At 45.1% G+C, this 19,035-nt stretch carries 18 protein-coding genes; 2 read left to right on the forward strand and 16 right to left on the reverse strand.

Going from position 1 to position 19,035, the window contains the following annotated elements; genetic code table 11:
- The first annotated feature begins 268 nt into the window (after positions 1-268).
- Positions 269-1,951 carry an APC family permease gene (locus NE619_RS09595; protein WP_256132196.1) on the forward strand — a complete coding sequence of 561 codons (1,683 nt, stop codon included), beginning with the start codon at positions 269-271 and terminating at the stop codon, positions 1,949-1,951.
- Positions 1,917-3,374, forward strand: a complete 1,458-nt coding sequence (locus NE619_RS18875) for an aminotransferase class I/II-fold pyridoxal phosphate-dependent enzyme (RefSeq protein WP_305146611.1) — start codon at positions 1,917-1,919, stop codon at positions 3,372-3,374. Before NE619_RS09595 ends, NE619_RS18875 begins: the two co-directional genes overlap by 35 nt.
- A gap of 243 nt (positions 3,375-3,617) precedes the next feature.
- Here the strand turns inward: NE619_RS18875 and NE619_RS09610 are convergent, their stop codons facing one another.
- The 16 genes from NE619_RS09610 to NE619_RS09685 all read right to left on the reverse strand — a co-directional run bounded on the left by NE619_RS09610 (position 3,618) and on the right by NE619_RS09685 (position 19,001).
- Complete coding sequence (locus NE619_RS09610) at positions 3,618-4,589, reverse strand: hypothetical protein (RefSeq protein ID WP_256132197.1); 972 nt, start codon at positions 4,587-4,589, stop codon at positions 3,618-3,620.
- Positions 4,590-4,893: 304 nt separating this feature from the next.
- Complete coding sequence (locus NE619_RS09615; RefSeq protein ID WP_256132198.1) at positions 4,894-5,190, reverse strand: hypothetical protein; 297 nt, start codon at positions 5,188-5,190, stop codon at positions 4,894-4,896.
- Between the two features lie 10 nt (positions 5,191-5,200).
- Entirely contained in the window at positions 5,201-5,518 is a 318-nt protein-coding gene (locus tag NE619_RS09620; protein ID WP_256132199.1) for a phage holin, read from the reverse strand.
- 14 nt (positions 5,519-5,532) lie between these two features.
- A complete protein-coding gene (locus NE619_RS09625; protein ID WP_256132200.1) occupies positions 5,533-6,291 on the reverse strand; it encodes an SH3 domain-containing protein in 759 nt (252 codons plus the stop codon).
- 51 nt (positions 6,292-6,342) lie between these two features.
- The gene (locus tag NE619_RS09630; protein ID WP_256132201.1) at positions 6,343-7,818 is read right to left on the reverse strand and encodes a hypothetical protein; all 1,476 of its coding nucleotides are present in this window, start codon (positions 7,816-7,818) and stop codon (positions 6,343-6,345) included.
- A 9-nt stretch (positions 7,819-7,827) separates the two neighbouring features.
- Positions 7,828-9,984 (reverse strand): LamG-like jellyroll fold domain-containing protein, encoded by a 2,157-nt coding sequence (locus NE619_RS09635; protein WP_256132202.1) that lies wholly within the window; start codon positions 9,982-9,984, stop codon positions 7,828-7,830.
- Positions 9,984-11,930: a hypothetical protein gene (locus NE619_RS09640; protein ID WP_256132203.1), complete on the reverse strand. Its 1,947-nt coding sequence runs from the start codon at positions 11,928-11,930 to the stop codon at positions 9,984-9,986. The genes NE619_RS09635 and NE619_RS09640 overlap by 1 nt, the downstream gene beginning before the upstream one ends.
- A gap of 12 nt (positions 11,931-11,942) precedes the next feature.
- On the reverse strand, positions 11,943-12,290 hold the full coding sequence (locus NE619_RS09645; protein ID WP_256132204.1) for a DUF6711 family protein: 348 nt from the start codon (positions 12,288-12,290) through the stop codon (positions 11,943-11,945).
- 5 nt (positions 12,291-12,295) lie between these two features.
- On the reverse strand, positions 12,296-16,159 hold the full coding sequence (locus NE619_RS09650) for a hypothetical protein (RefSeq protein WP_256132205.1): 3,864 nt from the start codon (positions 16,157-16,159) through the stop codon (positions 12,296-12,298).
- A 194-nt stretch (positions 16,160-16,353) separates the two neighbouring features.
- Positions 16,354-16,704 carry a Gp15 family bacteriophage protein gene (locus tag NE619_RS09655; RefSeq protein ID WP_256132206.1) on the reverse strand — a complete coding sequence of 117 codons (351 nt, stop codon included), beginning with the start codon at positions 16,702-16,704 and terminating at the stop codon, positions 16,354-16,356.
- The gene (locus tag NE619_RS09660; RefSeq protein WP_256132207.1) at positions 16,685-16,984 is read right to left on the reverse strand and encodes a hypothetical protein; all 300 of its coding nucleotides are present in this window, start codon (positions 16,982-16,984) and stop codon (positions 16,685-16,687) included. Before NE619_RS09660 ends, NE619_RS09655 begins: the two co-directional genes overlap by 20 nt.
- 61 nt (positions 16,985-17,045) lie before the next feature.
- Positions 17,046-17,510, reverse strand: coding sequence for a phage tail tube protein (locus NE619_RS09665; RefSeq protein ID WP_256132208.1), 465 nt, complete (start codon positions 17,508-17,510; stop codon positions 17,046-17,048).
- A 7-nt stretch (positions 17,511-17,517) separates the two neighbouring features.
- Positions 17,518-17,913, reverse strand: coding sequence for a minor capsid protein (locus tag NE619_RS09670; protein ID WP_256132209.1), 396 nt, complete (start codon positions 17,911-17,913; stop codon positions 17,518-17,520).
- A complete protein-coding gene (locus NE619_RS09675; RefSeq protein ID WP_256132210.1) occupies positions 17,913-18,281 on the reverse strand; it encodes a hypothetical protein in 369 nt (122 codons plus the stop codon). The genes NE619_RS09670 and NE619_RS09675 overlap by 1 nt, the downstream gene beginning before the upstream one ends.
- Positions 18,278-18,616: a hypothetical protein gene (locus NE619_RS09680; protein ID WP_256132211.1), complete on the reverse strand. Its 339-nt coding sequence runs from the start codon at positions 18,614-18,616 to the stop codon at positions 18,278-18,280. The genes NE619_RS09675 and NE619_RS09680 overlap by 4 nt, the downstream gene beginning before the upstream one ends.
- A 4-nt stretch (positions 18,617-18,620) precedes the next feature.
- On the reverse strand, positions 18,621-19,001 hold the full coding sequence (locus NE619_RS09685) for a hypothetical protein (RefSeq protein WP_256132212.1): 381 nt from the start codon (positions 18,999-19,001) through the stop codon (positions 18,621-18,623).
- Positions 19,002-19,035 lie beyond the last annotated feature (34 nt).

Genomic DNA, 19,035 nt, shown 5'->3' on the forward strand with positions numbered 1-19,035 from the left:
CATATATTCAAAAAATGGATAAAGTTGCTGTAATCCATTATACTACAATGCCGAAAAAATGCCAGCTAAAACCTGCTGCCGCCAAAACACCAAGAAAGGCCGCAGGCTCAGCAAGCAAAGCCTTTTTTTAGAAAATTGAAAAAACTATACTGTTCTTACCAATTAAACAGCGCTGCCGCAACATACCCAATGGGAAACGATGCCGCAGGCGCGGCCCACGCCGCATGCTTTGGCAAATATTTATTTTGGAGGGAGGCTGCTCGTTATTATGAGTAAAAAAAATGAAGGTGTAGGTGCTCTGAAAAAGCACAAGGTTGGATTAACATCCGTTGTCGCTCTTTTATATTGCGCATGTGCAGGGGGAGCTTTTGGAATCGAAGAGATGATTACGGAAAGCGGTCCGGGCGTGTCGATTTTAATGCTGATTATTATTCCCTTTGTCTGGTCGATACCTGTTTGCCTGGGAGTTGCCGAGTTAGGCGCCATACTTCCAGGTGAAGGCGGGCCGTTCGTCTGGATCAAGGAAGCGTTCGGAGAATTCTGGTCATTTCTAAGTACCTTTCTTTTCGGGATTTCATTTTATGTAGGCAATGCGGTCTTTGTGGTACTGTCCGTGGGTTACCTTTCATACATTGTTGAATTGACCGCCCTGCAGGCCACATTGATCAAAATATTTTTCGTCATCCTCTTCACGATCATCAATATCATGGGCGTCAAAGAGGTGGGAAAAGTCAGCATCATACTGACCGTACTTGTTATCGCGGCCTTTGCCCTGGTAACGATCGTAGGCTTTGCCAACTGGAAGCAAAATCCCCTGACCCCGGTCATACCGGAGGATGCGGGTGTTCTGGAAAGCGTCAGCGGATGCGCTGCCATCTGTATATGGATGTATACGGGCTACCTGAGCATACCATCTCTTGCGGGGGAAATCGAGAATCCTCAGCTCATACCAAAAGCGACGATCATATCGCTGCCCCTTGTGTCACTGACCTATATCCTGCCCACCATCGCAGGGCTGGCATCAGTCGGCAACTGGCAAAACTGGACGACGGACGGAGCAACTGGCGGCGTCGGCTACTCCACAGTATTGACGCAAAACATCGGGCCATATATGGGACTGTTCTTCTGTATCGTTGCCATCGCTTCAAACCTTGCCATATTCAACAGCCAGATCGCGGCAGGCTCCAGGGGTTTCTTCGTATTGTCCGACGCCAATCTTTTCCCGCGGTTTATGAACAAGGTCTCCAGGAAAAAAGGCGTCCCCTATATATGCATTATCGTATATTCCGCCGTCACCCTGTTCCTGCTGAAATATGACTTCACTGCTCTCGTATTGCTCGAAGTGGCTTTTAGTCTGGGAACTTACGCGCTTGTGGCCATGTCCCTGCTGAGAATCAGGAAAAAGATTCCCCTCTCCCAGAGAGATCCCGCCTTATTTAAAGTCCCGGGCGGACAGTTTGGCCTTAAGTACTGCGGATGCGCGCCGGTGGCAGTGGCCGCCGTCATCATGCTGATCAATGGCACGGATTACTTTCTGGGCGGAATCATGCTGGTCCCGGCCGCTGTGATTTGCTACATCCTGTTCAAAAGATTCTATGGGGGCTTTTATAAAGACGATCCCGCCCTATATCCGATCAATCCCCGAACCGGACTAGCCGTTGGGGATATTGTGCGAATCGGCGTATTCTGCCTGTTTGTGGGCATCTACTCCATGGCGGCCGTGCCGTTCCTGAGATGGTACGAAGGCGATTGGGGCCCCGAATACTATGCGGAGGAGTACGGCACAGGATTTTTAAGCAGCTTTGACAGTATGCTCAACATGTTACTTATATATGGAATTATCATGACCGTGATCGGCGCCGTCATATTTTTCATAGGACGGAAAAAGGACGATCCCAAAGGAGGAATATCATTTTATGAAACTCAATCAAAACAAAACACCGCTTTATGATGCCGTAGTGGCTTATACCAAAAGAGATATCACCCCCATGTTCATGCCTGCGCACATGATGGGCAGAGCCATCAATCCGAAATGGACGGATCTGGCAGGCGAAACCATATTCAGGATGGATATTTGTGAAGTGGACGGACTGGATGATCTGAACGAACCGGACGGGGTGATCCTGGAAGCGCAGAAGCTGGCCGCCGATGCCTGGGGAGCCGCTGAAAGCTTTTTCATTGTAAACGGCACATCAAGCGCCAACATTTCAGCAATCTGCTCGGTGGTTTCGGAGGGGGAAACGATCATTGTCCCCAGAAACTGCCACAAATCCGTCATATATGGACTGATTCTGAGCGGAGCCGTACCCGTTTTCGCATTTCCCCAGGTGAGCGACGAATTGGGGCTCATCGGAGGCATGAATCCCGCTGAGATAGAAAGGGTCTATAGAGAAAATCCGCAGGCAAAAGCAGTGCTTTCCGTAGTGCCGACTTATCATGGCGTATACAGCGATTTAACGTCCATATCGGACATTGTACATAAGCATGGAGGCATCCATATCGTCGATGAAGCCCACGGCAACCATGTCTACTTTAATGACCGCTATCCGGCCGGCGGACTCCGATGCGGAGCGGACATTGTAACACAAAGTACCCACAAGGTCTCCGGCTCCCTGTCCCAAAGCTCCATGCTGCACGTAAACAGCGATTTGGTCGATCTTCACCGGCTGCGGTTCAACCTGAAGATGACACAAAACACAAGTCCCTCGGGGCTGCTGGAGATTTCGCTGGATCTTGCCAGGCATTATATGGTTACACAGGGCCAAAGCGTCCTCGAAAGAGTCTACCATCTCGTAGAATACGGCAAAGCTGAAATCGAGAAAATTGAAGGGTTTTCCATCATCGACAGACGTATCGCAGGCATCTGCCATATCGCGGACATGGAACCCGGCAGGCTTGTGATCTCCGCAAGAGACTTGGGCCTTACCGGTTACGACCTGGAAGCTATGCTCATCGGAAATTACGGAATTCAAATCGAATTCTCCGACAACTTCTATATCGTCTGCATGGTCGGATTGGGCGGTACGCGCGCCGACCTGGACAGACTGATCGCAGCCTGCCGGGAGATATCAGCCGGGCACAAAGGCCGCCGCCCTCTCGCCAAGTGGAGGAACAAACTGCCCGCGATGCCGGAAGCCGTGATGACGCCGCGTCAGGCCTATGTGGCCCCGGTGGAAACCGTTTCCTGGGCAGCGGCCCGCGGCCGCGTCAGCGCAGAAATGATCGTTCCCTATCCGCCGGGCATACCGGCGATTTGTCCCGGGGAAAGGATCAGCGATGAGGTATGGGAGTTTTTGGAGGACCAAAGTAAACAGGGCCGCCACCTTCATGGAGTTAGCGGCGGCAGCCTGGATACGATCAGAGTTGTGAAATAAACAGCTCCCTTTGTTTGGGAGCATTTCCCGCTCAACGGGCTGATTTTAAAAAATCAACCGCTAAAGCCGTTGCCAGGTTACCCATATTCCGCTAAAAATAAGCGAATATGGGTAATTATTTTATACAAGAAAATGTGGGTGATTACATTTTTTCACCATTCACATTCTTGGTAGTTCCATTTTACCTCAGGTTAAAGTCTGCTTTTCAGGCACTCTTGCATTTTCAGTATTATCTTTCTCAAACTATCCTTTTTCTTGATTTCTTGTTTCATCGATCAAGCTCTGGGTACATTCCGCTAAAACGCATATTTCTTCATCCGGTATTCCTCTTTTCAGCATATTTTGAATTACAATTCTTGTTTTCACTGCTTCCCCTTGCTCCATTCCTTGTTCAAGGGCATCTTCCCTGGCCTCTTCTAGCCTTACCCTGAGAACATCATCATAAGTAATTTCATTAAGCATCATACTATACACCTCCCTGCCGTGTCGATTCAAAAATTCCTGCAATATCCCCTCTTCCATGCATTCCCCAATAGCCTCTTTTACTGCAACGTCCCGATTTACACCGGCATTTATCTTCCCTCGTATTCGATCTATGAAAATGCTGTATTCTTTTAATATCGGGCATTTTTCCAGGATCGGATGCTTCTTATCCGGATTAATATTAATTACTTTCACGACAAACTCCACAGATGAATCAACTGCCCTTTCCCCTATCCGGCGAAAAGCCTTTGATAAGCGATACTCTTTTTCCTGCGGAAAGTCTTCTTGTCCGTTATACAAAACATACGGACGTGGAATCGGCATTCGAACCAGCTTACGACGATATAATTTATCTGAATCCAGTATCTGTTCCAAAATTCTTCCCAAGTAAATGATCTGCCATGTTGGGGAGTTCTCGGTTATAATTGACTGATGTTCAATTAAGCTCAAATACCAGTCTTTCACAGAAAAAGATAAATCATTTCGCAGCTCGTTGAAAAGCACACCTTTCATGGTATTGATGCAAATCAAATCCTTCCCTTGGTAGCAGGTTCCTTCCAAAGCATTAAACAGAGACAGCAGATGCTCTTCATCATCCATAAGCAGCCGGAATACCGTACCCTTAAAATTGCGATTACTACTATAAGTAGCATTCTCTTCCCTTATTAGTTCTCCTTTTATTATACTTCCATGCTCTTCGCTGTGCAAGAAGTAATCGATTTGTTTTCTCATAACCCTATCCTTTTTTACATTTTTCTCCATTATATACTATTTATATAATATGTCAATATTTTACATATTATACGAGTTAAAAAATTCTGGTTGTGTTGTTTCAGTTTCAAATCCTACCGATCCGTACGCACTAAAAAATCGCACTTTATCAAGTGCGATTTTAAATTCATGGTTGCGGGGACAGGATTCGAACCTGCGGCCTCCGGGTTATGGAAAGATGTTGAAATTTAAGCGTTTTATGGTGATATATTAGTGTTTTAGCCACTTTTTAGCCATTTGAGAATCCGTTGAGAAAAAGATGCTTTTACGACCGTGACGCCTTCTCACGGGCATAGTCTTCAATTTTATGTTTTACATCTCGCTGATATTCGTATGCCTCATCCAGTTCGCCGTTTGGCGGCTTGCCATCCAGGACGCAGCTCACAAGCTCTTTATTCACGCAGAAAGAGGCATTGATAGCCTCCAATGTCAGCTGCTCCCGTTTATCCCTATCCTCTTCCCTGCTTTGCGCTTTCTTCTGTCCGGACTTTACCACATACAGGATCAGCCCGGACATCACTGCTGTAAAAATACCAACAAGGGCGCTGATTATCGTTCCCATGTCTGCCTCCTTATACTGCTTCTTTTACGCCATCTTTTACGAGGTCTGCCGTTCTAGCTCTTCTGGTAAAACTGTTATTCTTCCACCATGACCATATAGTTGTTGCCACAGAAGCAATACCGGTACAGATCAGATAGATTGTATTCTCGTCCAGGTCCAACGGCGTTTTTCCTGTAATGGCCAGCACTGCATTGAGCAGCGCCAGAAACGTTACAATGGTTCGAGCGATTGTCTGGCCAGACACGCCTGTTTCTAACCCCACTGTAGCATCTACCTCTTCAATCTCGTCCAAATCCTCAAAATTTAAAATTTCTTTATCGTTTAACATTTTTATATACCTCCTTATTTTGCCTTTAAATACTTCTTATGCACCCACATGTTTGCGCCAATGCAGCACCAATTCCCACGGGTGCAATAAACCGTTACCTTAGTTCCATTTTTGAGCTTTCCAACTACAGCAGAAGTCGTACTATACGACTTCCGAACATTTAACCGGCTCTTACCGGTACTAACATACATGGTTTTCTTAGATGGTTTTGTCTTAAAGTCCAATCCCTGCGTGCTGCGAACCTTCTTTGTAAAAGCCTTGTCCCGGAAGAAAATCTGCTCCGGTTTTTTATTGCTGCCTGTCGTGATAAGCACATATGCCCCCTTGTTATTTGCTTTCCAGCCAGGACTCTTATACTTCCCTGTACCCCACGTCATGTGTATATGATTGCCGGTTGCTCCACCGTCCACATACTCACGAAACATCTTTGCACCAGCTTTGAAAACATGTCCAACTTTCAAGTTACGAATGTCCGCATCGCTCATATGGGTGGCCCGGCCGCAGACGTAACAGACGCCGATCGGCGTGATAACTTTATTCTTTGTCTGTAGCCATACGGTGTTGGGCTGCCGAGAGCTACCTCTGCCATAAATCTTTTCTACGACCAGATCAACCGGCGCATACATGTAATCACGACCGGTATCGCTGCCGGCCTCGTCGATCGGATAGTCCTTTCTGTTGCCTGTGCTATACTTTTCGTGGCTATAGCTGCCGGTATAACTTTGGCTGATTCCCATTGTTTTGAATGGGTAAGTAAAATATTGTAGTGCCATAAATATTCCTTTCTCCCTCTCGGGTATAAAAAAACAGAGGATGTTCCTCTGTTAAACGGTTTCTTCTATGTCTCGGACGATATAGGTTATTTTCATTGTTTTGTCGGCGGTTTTTACTACGGGTGAGGGGAGGTTGTTGATTGTGGCCATGAAATTTGAAACTATACCGATATCTAAGTAAATAATATTCGACCAAGTATAGACAGTGTAAAAAATCGAACCGTCTATAATTCCACCGCTTATAAAATTTGAAGAACTGCTATGTCCTTTTGTTAGAGAAAGAGATATGTTATCTCCATCTAAAACCATGCCTGGAAATATAATGCGTTTTCCCTGATAGATACATCTCCGCTTGTATGGGGTTTGGGTATATTTCTCTGGTTGCTCTATACCGGCGATTATACTGATCTCCGACGTATTATCTGTGTTTATTTTTAGAGTATCAAGCTTCGAAATACTTTTATAGCCCGGCAAGTATAGAGTTCTGTTTTTTACCGCTGCAGAAGTGTAAATTTTGTAGTTTCCTTCAATTTTATGCGGGGTAATGTCTACATTTTTACAATACATCAGTGCCATTGTTTTCATATTTACTTTTGCCAATGCCAGCTTCGAGGTCTCCATAACTTTGATTAAGTAGCACATATCTGGTTCATCCGCTGTTGTAGTAACCATTGTTACTACAGACACGTCACTCCCAAAGGCTCCACCAGAATCACAAATGACGCAAGAGCGACAATTTTTTATATGCCCAATGGTTAAGGGGGCTTCCTTTAAACTAATATTTGAAATGTTTAGACACATATCAAATAAAAAAAGCTTAAACTTTCCGTCCGAAAAAACAGTTTTGTACGCCTGGAAAGAAAACCGCCCTGGGTCAAAGGATAAAATGTTTTCGATATCCGAATTATTAAAAATCACGTCAATATCAGTACCGGTCACATTTACAGCACTCGCGTCAAAAGTATACTGCGATTCGTTGCATAGCCAAAACTTGTGCCCCGCATCCATGTTATCAAGACTTGTAGTGTCGCTTTCTGCGCTCATACGAAGACCCGCATAGCGATTCGGATTTGATCCGCACGCCCCTCCAGTTTTTGTTGTCAACGCCACACTTGCAATCCGTCCGTTCGATTGTGCCGTATTAAAATCCCACACAAAGCGATATCCATTTTCAATTTCCCCAGATTCAGTTTTGTTAATTGAACCACGCTTTATATCCAACGTGTTGTTCATATAATTATTAGCATATCCCGTACAACTAATTCCATCATCTAAAGACGGAGGGTTAATATTGTCAGAATCTTCTTCTAATTCAGAGTCAAAAAGCATTACGCCCCCTAAGAGATTGCCCAAAACAGGAAAACAAAAATTGCGATGTGATTCTATGTTAAATAACCCCATATCTAGTCGCATAGCATTATCAATTAGATATTTAAGCCCATTGGTAAACATATTTTCGCTTTTGATTTCTTCCTTTTCTCCCGTATGTACATCGGTCAATTCAATCGTAGTTTCACCCTTCAGCATAAAGTCCTCCTAATTTATATAATTCACCTTCACCATGTCCAAATAGCTTGTCGTCCCTGGAAGCAAGATTTTCCATTCATACATTCCTGTGGTCGCCTGTTCTGCCCATGCCTCTTGCGGAATATTTTCTACAACACCTTTTGTCATTCCCGCTTCATCGCCAGTCACGCTCTCCCATGCTGCCGCATCTGCATTATAGATCAACCACGTCTTCCAATCATCAAAGCTTAGTTGAAACAAAGCATCATCTGATGTGTTGCAGTACGCACTTGCAATCCCTTTGATGCTTTCATGCGTCATATCGCATCGCCCTGAATAGACCACCTGTGGGGGCGGTGTTGCCTGAACCCCCAGTTTCTTTTCTGGAAGAGTTAAATTACTATCCTGCCAGTAGAGCACAGTCGGATTTATCAAGGCTTTCATCAATGCCGGTTGGAATGCATCAGGCTCCACCCCATGCTCCCGAAAAGCCTGGGCGCTCAGGCTGTCAATCTGTGCCGGTATCAAAGCTCCATCCGTGATCGTATAGTATTGTCCTGCGCCGTCCCGGATCAAATACCTCCGGTCAAACGGAGGCAGGATATTAATCTTTTCATAGGAGATCACCCAACTGCTCCCCGTATCATCCTGATGGGTGAATGTAATCATCGGTGTCGAGGCAATTGGTATATTCAGGTTGTAGGTGTTGCTACCACAGACCATTTGGCTGGTTCCAATATAGCTGCTATTCGTCGGTGCCTGGATCACATTAAGAAACATATCTCCTGTATCGAAGAGAAACAGTTCATATACCAACCTTCGGCTAACATCCGTAGAATTATATTGTGTATAACCTTCCCACCTGATCTTTAGGAACTTGTAATAACCATATAGTAACCCCTCCTGTCGATAGAGAGAGTACATGGCCCCATCTCTGCGGCAGATTTTCAACTGCTCTGAACTTACTCCAAATCCGATCCAGTGATTACCGTTCGCATAGATTTTGCTGGCAATCACATTATTAAATCTAAACCAGTCTACACCATTAACACTCACAGAATCATCATCATGCTTTGTGTTGTTAACGATGACATTCATACCCTCTGTCGTATTTAAATATTGCGCTAAGGCATCTAAGATAACCGATACAAAAAAACTTGTAGAAAAATCTTTATATGTTACTGTTATAGTTTTTCTGCCGGCAGCACTGGAATTAAACCCTGTTAACGCATAACGCCCCTCACCCAGTATAATTTCTGAGAAATCCTCAAATATGCCTGAAATAATTATTCCAGAAGAATTAAACTCTTCACCCAGGAAATAGACATTTTTATCTGGAAGATTTGATACCTTTATACCTATAAGCTGTTTCACTGCAATAGAACGACTTTTTCTTATGTTTCCTGCTTGGGCAGTAATCGTGGCAGCACCTATACTATTGGCTGTCAAAATGTTTCCATCTATAGAAATAACCGCATCGTTATCACTGCTATAAGCAACATCGCCCTGAGAATCCGTTGGAAGCAAAGAGGTCGACAATCCTATACTGTCACCTACTTCCAAAATTTCCGGCGCATCTATGACGATATCTACCACAGGTTCGTTATACGTTCCATCCAAAACACTGTCAATATCTTGGTCAGATAAAACGGTTTCAAATAAGTATAGATTATCCAGCATACCATTTAAGGAATATGACGCATGTGATAAATACAACACATCGCCGAACGTATTATCGCAGGAATTTGTAATTACTTCTGTTCCATCAAGGATGATAGAATGCGCTGTCCCCGCATGTTTCCACGCCACAAAATGCCAGACATTATCGTTATATTGCCTTGAGGAACTTACAGTGTTTCCATCCAGAACAATTGCAATACGTCCGTTGCTATTAATTTCAATACCCCGATATGATGCAGCCTTCGCCCAGACAAGCCTCCTGAAATTGGGATACTTAGAGAGTCCTGTGGATGGTGCTTTGAACCAAAACGTAATTGTGAAATCTTTATTTAAAAACGATGATACATTTGTGAGGTCTAATTGATAGTAGTCAGTAAGGCTTAAGCATTGCCCGTTCTTACCTGTTCCGTAGATAACTTTTGCACCTTGTATTGAAAACGGCCGATCTTTCATTACGGAAGTTAAGTTTCCATCAAATAAATATCTTTCATAGCTTACTGTTGACATTACTCAGTCACCTCCATTTTTTCTACACTCGCAAACTGCCCCGTATCAACCGTAACGCCGCACATCCGGCCTTCGTCAATTGGCTGTTCCACAAACACGTATGTATAAGACGTCCTCATCGAGAGCCGATCTGCGTCCAACTGCAAGTATTGGCTGTCTCCAATTAGATCTTTTCCGTACAGAGTATTGGCTTTTACCGCAAGTCCAGCAAGAACCGAATCCATAAATCCGCCTAGCTTAAACGTTATCGGTTTCAGTTTTAGGCCGGTGAAGTTGTCCTCGAAAATGCCAGGCGTTGGAGCGTCAAAAGAGGTTTCAAGCTGATCCGTATATGCACCCAGCTTTGGCGCCGCTTGCTGTGGGAGCGATAGACCACTAAAGTCTTCCTCAAAGGACAGTGTACCGTCCCATTCCTCTTTCATGCTCGCCATGCCTTGACCTATTACAGAGCCAAAACAGTTCATTTTTTCAATCGTAAGATTTCCGCCTGTTGTTTCTATATAAACGTCAAACTTATTTACTGTATTTGCTTTGATTGACTCGATCGGATAGTAAAGTGCTATTACGTGTTTTCCGTCTACATATGTTTCGATCGGATAGATAGTCGTCACCTCATTATCGTTGATAAAATAGGTAAATTTCACGATCGTCTGAGGGTCACTATTTGCAACCTCAAAAATAGCTTGTAACTTAAATTCGCCCCATGTCTGCTTCATTGCCGTATACTGAATTGTGGCGATTCGCTGTCTTGGCGTATCCGCAGTGATTTCATACCGTGTCACATTGGTATAGCTATTAAAAACCAGCCTGTTTTCTTCCGCACTATTCAGCGCCTGCTCAACTTGTGCGGATTCCTTTGACTGTGCTTTAGACAGTTTCGGGTTACTCCCAAGACACTCTATCGCTTGCTTTCCGTGATACGCCCAGGTAAAGGACATATTCAGCATGTTGAAGCGCTGATCTTCTGTATCACGGATGCCTCTGATCTGCACCATGTCTCCCAGGTCAATTGCTGGGTCACCGGTAACAAGCTCAAAGGAACTTGGAGTAAAAGAAAAGCCGCTTATTTGACTCAAAATTTCCATCAGGGCTGCGCTTCTTGTCTCTTCGCTATAGTTGCTGATCATTGGATTTTCGTCCATGTTGTAACATAGTCCAGTTGATCCTTCAATTTCAGTCAAATAGCTATTATCACCGATCTTTATGCTCAACGAACCATATTCGATCATGTAGTCAGAAATCTTTGTCGCATTTTGTTTATTTTCACAAATACTATAATTTACCTCTTTCGAATATGTTCTGAGTTCAATCGCTCCGTGACGATCCATCACAGCCACGGTGCTTGTAAGACCTGCAAGGTATGATAACACTTCTCGTAAGTTTTTAGGTCTTACATTATCATTTCCGTCAATGCCGCACATCCGCTTTCCGTTTGGCAGCGCTTCAATCTCTTCTTGCGTTTGCGTCAGAGGTATCCCAGACAGCTCGGAAATTGTACTCAGTACGTTGAAAACGGTTCCATCAACCGAATCAAACGTTAACAGCGCTTCGTCATCCAGTAAAATCATATTGTCGTAAGCCTGTATTTCAATCGTACTTCCAATCCGATTGGCCTCTGTTATATTGTATATGCCAAGTGGTATTTCCTCCCACGTGTTATCTGGCAGCATCAGAAAATATGATAGCGCTATCACTGCATCATACAGGCTATATCGATCAACATCTGACAAAAGCGACATCGTTAATTCAGCGGAATAAACCGTACCGATCTGAAAGTTACTGTTATCCACGCATTTACTATTGATCGAGACGGAACCCCAGCCAAGACTATCATCGTCAAATGCGATAGTTGCTCCAGTCTTTTGTGTAATTGTACCTTCTATCCGTGATGTAATCGTAAGCTGCCGAATCGCAGCGTCATACGCCTGTGATGTCTGATAGGGCATGACCTGCCTCCTTTAAAATTCTATCAGTGAAAACGATAAATCCCATGTTGCTTTGCCACCTGTAATTGATTTAAGTGTCAGGTCTCGATCCCCTGCATACATTTTTGCCGTTTCGGTTTCTCCTTCAAAAAAAGCGACTGTTACAGATTCTTGCTTCACTTTTATTAAGATGTTTGCAGCCTGTTCCGTAGTGAGATTTGTCCACGACACGTCAATTTTATGCACCTCTCCCCGAACCATTTCCCGGCTCATGATGCCTTTTTCGTTACGGCCTGTGCTTTCTGCGTCAATGGCCTGTAATGCTACCTTGTATGCGGTAGGACTCGGGCAGGCGTATCCGTCTAATTTTAGCAGTTTCATCGTCTTTACCTCCCTGTCCTAATAATTTTTCGCTGGTTTGCATCGTATATGATTTCTTCTATTTTTTTCATGCCAAAGTAGATCGGCATTACAAGGTTACCATCCTTATTGCGCTTGACTAAAACGTCCAACTGATTTTGGTTCACATCTAAAATCGTTGAAACTAAGGCTTTTAGCTCCTCCAACTGTGTTTTAAGCCCATTTAATTCTCCCATTTGTGCGTCTGCACTACCGGAAGGTCGAGTTCCTGTTACGATTGTAAGTCGTGGTGTTTGTGTCACCATACTGGCCTGCATACTGCGAGTTCCGGCCTGAACGGTCGCCCGTACCGCATCAACCGAGCTTTTAAGCGATGAAAACGGTCCCCGCAGGGTAGACATTACCGCAGCCTTAATACCTGCTGTAATCTGGTTTTGGTTCGCGACTGCGGTTCGCCCGCCGAGTGTACCCACCATCTCAGGGCCAGCCTCATTCGCCACGAACACGTCGCCTTTATCCGGAAACCCGCCTGTTGCGAAATGGGGTATGCCTGGTATATAGGCGCCAATTGCACTCGCTATCCCGCTAAAAGAGGGCAGTTCAATTTCCGGAAAATGGAGTGACGGCAGGCTATCCCACCAGTCTTTTACTCTCTTCCAAGCCGCTTTTATCTTTGCAAGTATGTCCTCTATTTTCGTAGTTATTTTTTTCAGCGTTGGCTTACTTCCCCAATAGTCCAATACTTTTTGGAACGCATTCCGTACCCTGTCTCGAAAATTAGAAATTGCGGAAGTAATCGTTTTTAAACTCGGCTTGCTTCCCCAAAACCCCAATACCGATGACCATGCATTACTGATTCGTTCTCGAAAGTTTGAAATTGTCGTCGTGATCTCTTTTATATTGACCTTACTTCCCCAGAAGGACTGTACGCCGTCCCATCGCTCTCTAACTTTGGCCGCAAAATCGGCGGCTTGTGCTTTAATATCTGACAGCTTCGTCTTTTTGTTGTCCCACCAATCTTTTGTGGCAGTCCATTTTTCCGCCACGCTAGTCGTAAACTCAGCAGCCTTCGCTTTGATGTCGCTTAAAGTGTTGTTGCTGCTCCACCACTGCTTTACGCTCTCCCATTTTTCTGTAATAGCGGCGCCTAAATCTGGTACGCGCGGGGCTTTGATGTCCGGAAGCTTAAACAAATCTTTCAGTGAGCTTCCTTTGAAGAAATCAACTACCTTCTTAATTCCACCCGCAACAAGCTCGATCACATCCGCAATTTTCTCGAAAACCTTGCCAAGCAGTTCAAAGGCTCCAGCTACGCCCTTAACAGCTAAAATAATTCCGCCCCCGAAGAGTTTTGCAAGTTCCCCAAGTGCCGGCCCGAGCACCTTCTTTAAGATGTTGCCTACTGGTTCCAATGCCTTCAAGAGTTTCTGAAATGCAGAAACCAGTTTTCCTAAGCTTTCTGCAAAGCGCTTGACTGCTGGACTGAGGTATTGTTTAAATACCTTTTGCAGATCATCTCCGAAGGCATCAATAACCGGTACAACATATTCGTCCCAGATATCGCAGAACCCTTTTACAACCTTCGTTAAAGTCCCGATGATCCCATCCACCGCAGGCTTCATGTACTTTTCATACGAGCCTTTGAAATATTTCATAATTTCATCGACTTCATTTTTTAAGGTTTTTACGATTTTTCCCAGTGGTTCAAGCGTTTTTTCTAATGACTGTTTTATCCGCTCTGCGTTCCTTGTGATTGGCTCAAAAATCAACCTTACGATATCTTTTCCGATTGTCATGCCAGCAGTAGCGATTCCGGCCGCCGCATTGGTAAAAATGCCGATCAAATCCGCAGTCATTTGTTTGGCTTTTTCACTGCGGAATACAGAGAAAATATCTGCAATCCCGTCAATAAACTCGCCAACAACTTTTGCGGCCTGTCCTGCTGCATTCAATGACTGTGAAAAGCAGGTCGATAAAAATTCTTTATTTTGCTCTAAATAACGCCTTAGGCCGCCAACAACATTGCTCGCTATCGTTGTTCCAATACTTGCAACGCCGTGTAGCGCAGAAAGCAATCCGTCTGTTACATCAGAGCCAAACTGCCTGATGGCATCCATCACTTTGCTACTTTGAAAGATGCTTGCTACGGCTTCCACAATGCCAGTGGCATCCCGGAAGATGCTCTCCCATTCCCTCAGCAGCGCTTCCAGCGCGTCTATTATTTTCTGCTTGTTTTTTGTAAGAGAATCTCGAACACCGAGCGTAAATTGCTCGATCATCTTTACGCCCGTTTCAAGCGCTAACATCACAAGCTTTGTAAAAAATGTCGTTATTTCCTCGCTTAGTCCTTGCAATGCCGCCAGAATCTTAGGATCGGTAAATATGTCCGCGATGATCGTACCGATGTCCTCAAGTGCTTTTAGCGTGTTGATTAACGAATCAACAATAGAGGACCACTTTTGAATAATCCACTTTTTGTTTTTTTCTAAGGAATCAGCTATCCCGTTCGCAATAGCTGCGCCGCACTGAACACCAATTCTTGCCATATCTCCGACGAGTACACCAAGCGTATGTGCCAGCTGTTTTGCCAGCTCATCGGCCTTTTTAATCACTTCACTGTCGGTAAAGATATCTTTCAGCGCCCGACCAACACGCTTAATCGCATCAAGAAGGTCATTGAATTCGGTTCCCTTATATCCCAACTTGAAACCTTTTTCGAATTCATCCTTGAGTTCTTTAAATTTGTCAATAACAGATTGCAGTCCCTTACTGATCTTTCCGACTTCCTTTGCGGCAGCATCTCCATACCCGTTTCCTGGGATTTCCGGTGCTGCTCCAGCACCTGTATCCGATTTATCCTTTCCCCCAAGACGATTAATCTGGTCGAACCCCATGAGAGATTTTTGCAACTTCTTTGCGGCCTTTGTTGCCTGATCGGCGCCGTCTACCGCATCATCAACCGCACCTGCCGTTACGTCATTGAGGTTACCGACCTCAGTACCGACTGCCCCAACACCACTTGCTGCATTGGTCACATCTTTACCTGTTACTTGTGCAACAAATTCCGCAAACGCCCTACCGCACTCGACGAGTTTACCCATCAAGGTGTTTAACGCTTTAATCACTGGTGTAAATACGGTAATGAGCGCTTGGCCGATCGTAGCCATAAAGCTTTCCCATTGTAATTTTAAAAGCCGTACCTGATTGGCCCAGCTTCCAGATGTACGGGCAAAATCGCCTTGTGCAGCCCCAAGTTTTTCCTGTACAAACTTATATCGTAACGCAACCTTCTCCGCTTCGGACATTTGCTGCGTGGTCTTTCCAAACCCATTTGCAAGCGCATAGGCATCCAAAGCGGACTGAGTCATAACGACACCGAGGTCTTTCAGAGTCTCCGTCTCACCAGTAAATACGCTCTTTAATTTCGTGTAAGCTTCGTCTTGCGAAATGTTATAGAAAGACGCCACATCGCCGGCCAGTCCAGTCAGTGCGGTGGACATGTTATAGGCAGATTGTTCTGAGAAGCCGAAGCTCTTCGCCATCGCCCCAAAGGTTCCTGTGAACTTTTTCGCCATCGTTTCCGACAGTCCAAACCCCGCTGCCGCACTTTTTGCAAAAGCATCGACTTGTGCTTTCATTCGGGGGAAAGTCACATCCACAACATTCTCGACTTCCGCCAGGTCAGAGCCAAGATCAAGGCATTTCTTCGAAAACGTAACAAGTTCTTTCACTGTGAATGCAGCTGCCAAGGCTCCGCCAATCTTTCGGCCGAACCCCGCCATTTTGCCTTCCAGCGCTTTTGCGTTGCCCTGAATACCCCGCATGTCTTTATTGAATTTATCCCGGTTTACAACTAAATCAAGGCCAATCTGACCAATGCTAACCGCCATAAACGCCACCTACCTTTATATTCCAAAAGACATCGGCGCATAATGGCTCTACCTGTCCTGCTCTATTCGTATTTCAAATTTCTTTTTACATTTCTTGCCCTTGCAGGTAATATACAGCCCTTTTGCAGCTGCCTTCTCGCTGTAAAAGACTGGCATACGATACCCGCAATAGGGGCAAGTCACCTGCCTTAATGTCATCCGCCTGCCAGTCCCTTCATTATATCCTCAAGCTCTCGCATCGCCCTCTCATAATCCTGCGGCGTAATCTCCTCAGCCCTTTTATTCTGCCATTCGTCATGGATACGTCTCGCCTCTGGGCTGAACGCCTTAATTGCATCCGGATCGGTTTCGGTCCGAATCGCAATGATGTTTCCGAGAGGGGTTCGTTCATTTAAGCCGGATATCAGATCTCGAAACTCATCCCATTTCATACTATCAAGCTCCTTTGACAACCGAATTCCGTATTGTGTTTGAAAGGAGCTTACGATTAAACCGAAATCGTTTACGAGATCGTATCCGGCATCACTACTCTCCCTCGGGTTCATCCTTTCCCATCAATGCGTCTGCTGCCGCATTAATCAGAGTCATTAGATCATTCAGGCTTAATCCTAACTGATCGATTTTATCACGCTCTGCCTCCGAAAAAATTAACTCATATGCTTCGAGAGCCGCCTGGGATTCGTCGACATCCTCTCCAGTAAACAAGCCTACAATCTTCAACACTGTTGACGCATTTGACTCTACTTCAACCTCAACGTCCTTGATTTTTAGCCTCGGATTTTCATCAAAGGCCAACTTCTCCGTGATATCAATTACTTTTGCCATTTTTTTCTCCTCTCTGTACCAAAAGCGAGCAGATCCCCGCCCGCTTTCATTTCATATAAATTTACGCCGATGGAACCTGTTCTGCGGCTGTAAAAGTCGGTTTACCCTTACACTTTATTTCAAATTCCAATGCGTCAGTCGTATTACTGTCACCACCGCCCGGTGTTGTTACGTTTACGATACATGCACAAGAAACTTTTGCACCACTGGGCATTTCCCATTCAAACTTAGATACAACGTCGTTTCCGGATTTCCAAGCAAGACCAGCGATATAGTCATTTCCAGGATCGCCGTATGTTCGTTTTCCTGTAAAGCTAAATCCTAACTTCTTTCCAGTCATCATCGCTTCGCCCCAGCCCTCGGCCTCCATTGGGTCCCACTCATCTACGTTACCTTCTACGGATGGTGCAAAGTTCGTTAAGTTTGCGATAATCACCATATCCGCATCTGGGCTATTTTCGCCTTTTGTCCCGATTTTAAACTTATTATCGTATACGGGATAAACTTTTCCTTTAACATCTGGCATCGTTTACCTACCTTTCATAGTACAGATCGAACCAAATCACTCTCTCATAGACACCTTTGTTGTCCGTCCCTACGTCCTGCGGTTCTGGAACCATCAGGCGCACATAGTTGATATGTGTCTGGCCGATCATCAGATCAGAAATATTTAATATTTTTTCAAACAATGAAAAAGCCGCTTCTTCCGTTTCCTTGGCGTTTTTTGTCCAATGCACCAATACGGAGATCGGTTTGATATCGTATGTTGCGGCGTCAAGACCACCGATCGCTATATTGGGAGGCCCAGTTGCTTTCCCTTGGTAAACGCCAACAGATTTTTCTTTTTTATTGTCTAGCTTCCCAATATAGAAATGCTCCCCAACGCCAAGTGTCTCAATCCATTCTCGAACATCTACAAGCCCCAGCATTAAACCCCACTCTCCTTTTTGTAGAACTTTTTGAACGCCTCAGGTGCAAACTGTTCTTCCTTGCCGCCGGGCAGCCAATCCTCGTACCATTCACCTCTCGCATTCGGGTTTTCATCTGTCTTAAAATTGTACTCCGGATGGTAATACAACCTACGGGCATACGGCGTACTTGAAACAAGACTTGCTTTGCCTGAGCTGCTTTCAGAAGTATCGACAAACGTACTTTCGTTTTGCATTGCACCACTGTCTCGTGGCATTACTTGGGCTTGAATTACCTCGGTGTGCAACGCCTCTGCGGTCTGCTCCAAAGCTGTAACGGCCGCTTGAGTCAATTGATTGATCTTTCCCCAATTCATTTTTATGCTCATAGCAGCCTCAACTCCGTAAAATTCACGGTCCCATCTGGGTTTCGGGCCTTCCGGCCTTGTGCAATTGTCCGTTTTATGCCGAGCACCATTGCGCTGCCGCTGGTAATGTTCGGCACATCCGGGCAAATATCACCTGGGAACAGCGCCGTTCCGGACACCTCGATCAACTTTTGCTCATCGGTCAAAATTCGTTTTCCTCCGTCCTGATAATTGCATTTCAGGTCAGCTTCAAAGAGGATTTCCGGCGCGCCATCCTCGGTAATGCCCTCGCCTTCGATTTCAACGTGGATATCTGTCTTGCAGAGTCGTTTTGGCACTAAGCATGGATATTTCATAGCCTCACCTCAATAGCCGGCAGCATAGGCCGGTCTGCTTTAATAGCTCGTATACGTCACGTTTCATTGCAATTCCCATGTCAGCAAAGACGTTCCAACTGCTCCCGAATTGCGCCGACACACCGTTGATACTGTAGCTGGACAGGATCGTGTTGATCTCGTCAGCATTCTCATATTCAAAATCAGCCTGCAAAGACACAACCTCTTTTATGACTTCCTGCTGAAATTCCGTCATAGAAGAAAAGCCCCGGCCTACAATGCGATTATAAGTCAGGGTATCAATGTGCCTGCTTGCAGTCCGAAGAGCCCTTTTGAGTTGATCGTCAGGAATGCGGCTGGAACTATATACCTCATACTCCGCCTGGGTCACATATGGCTGATACATGACTATTCTCCTGTATATTCGGTCGTATCTACAT

The sequence above is a fragment of the Anaerovorax odorimutans genome, assembly GCF_024459955.1.
Lineage (GTDB): Bacteria > Bacillota > Clostridia > Peptostreptococcales > Anaerovoracaceae > Hominibacterium > Hominibacterium odorimutans_A.

What these genes read in the sequence shown, in the direction of transcription:
- NE619_RS09670 (WP_256132209.1), bottom strand. Translation starts at nt 17,913, where the DNA reads ATGCTGGGGCTTGTAGATGTTCGAGAATGGATTGAGACACTTGGCGTT.
- NE619_RS09650 (WP_256132205.1), bottom strand. Translation starts at nt 16,159, where the DNA reads ATGGCGGTTAGCATTGGTCAGATTGGCCTTGATTTAGTTGTAAACCGG.
- NE619_RS09640 (WP_256132203.1), bottom strand. Translation starts at nt 11,930, where the DNA reads ATGCCCTATCAGACATCACAGGCGTATGACGCTGCGATTCGGCAGCTT.
- NE619_RS09655 (WP_256132206.1), bottom strand. Translation starts at nt 16,704, where the DNA reads ATGAACCCGAGGGAGAGTAGTGATGCCGGATACGATCTCGTAAACGAT.
- NE619_RS09620 (WP_256132199.1), bottom strand. Translation starts at nt 5,518, where the DNA reads ATGTTAAACGATAAAGAAATTTTAAATTTTGAGGATTTGGACGAGATT.
- NE619_RS09610 (WP_256132197.1), bottom strand. Translation starts at nt 4,589, where the DNA reads ATGAGAAAACAAATCGATTACTTCTTGCACAGCGAAGAGCATGGAAGT.
- NE619_RS09680 (WP_256132211.1), bottom strand. Translation starts at nt 18,616, where the DNA reads ATGAAATATCCATGCTTAGTGCCAAAACGACTCTGCAAGACAGATATC.
- NE619_RS09660 (WP_256132207.1), bottom strand. Translation starts at nt 16,984, where the DNA reads ATGGCAAAAGTAATTGATATCACGGAGAAGTTGGCCTTTGATGAAAAT.
- NE619_RS09595 (WP_256132196.1), top strand. Translation starts at nt 269, where the DNA reads ATGAGTAAAAAAAATGAAGGTGTAGGTGCTCTGAAAAAGCACAAGGTT.
- NE619_RS09685 (WP_256132212.1), bottom strand. Translation starts at nt 19,001, where the DNA reads ATGTATCAGCCATATGTGACCCAGGCGGAGTATGAGGTATATAGTTCC.
- NE619_RS09665 (WP_256132208.1), bottom strand. Translation starts at nt 17,510, where the DNA reads ATGCCAGATGTTAAAGGAAAAGTTTATCCCGTATACGATAATAAGTTT.
- NE619_RS09625 (WP_256132200.1), bottom strand. Translation starts at nt 6,291, where the DNA reads ATGGCACTACAATATTTTACTTACCCATTCAAAACAATGGGAATCAGC.
- NE619_RS09615 (WP_256132198.1), bottom strand. Translation starts at nt 5,190, where the DNA reads ATGGGAACGATAATCAGCGCCCTTGTTGGTATTTTTACAGCAGTGATG.
- NE619_RS09645 (WP_256132204.1), bottom strand. Translation starts at nt 12,290, where the DNA reads ATGAAACTGCTAAAATTAGACGGATACGCCTGCCCGAGTCCTACCGCA.
- NE619_RS18875 (WP_305146611.1), top strand. Translation starts at nt 1,917, where the DNA reads ATGAAACTCAATCAAAACAAAACACCGCTTTATGATGCCGTAGTGGCT.
- NE619_RS09630 (WP_256132201.1), bottom strand. Translation starts at nt 7,818, where the DNA reads ATGCTGAAGGGTGAAACTACGATTGAATTGACCGATGTACATACGGGA.
- NE619_RS09635 (WP_256132202.1), bottom strand. Translation starts at nt 9,984, where the DNA reads ATGTCAACAGTAAGCTATGAAAGATATTTATTTGATGGAAACTTAACT.
- NE619_RS09675 (WP_256132210.1), bottom strand. Translation starts at nt 18,281, where the DNA reads ATGAGCATAAAAATGAATTGGGGAAAGATCAATCAATTGACTCAAGCG.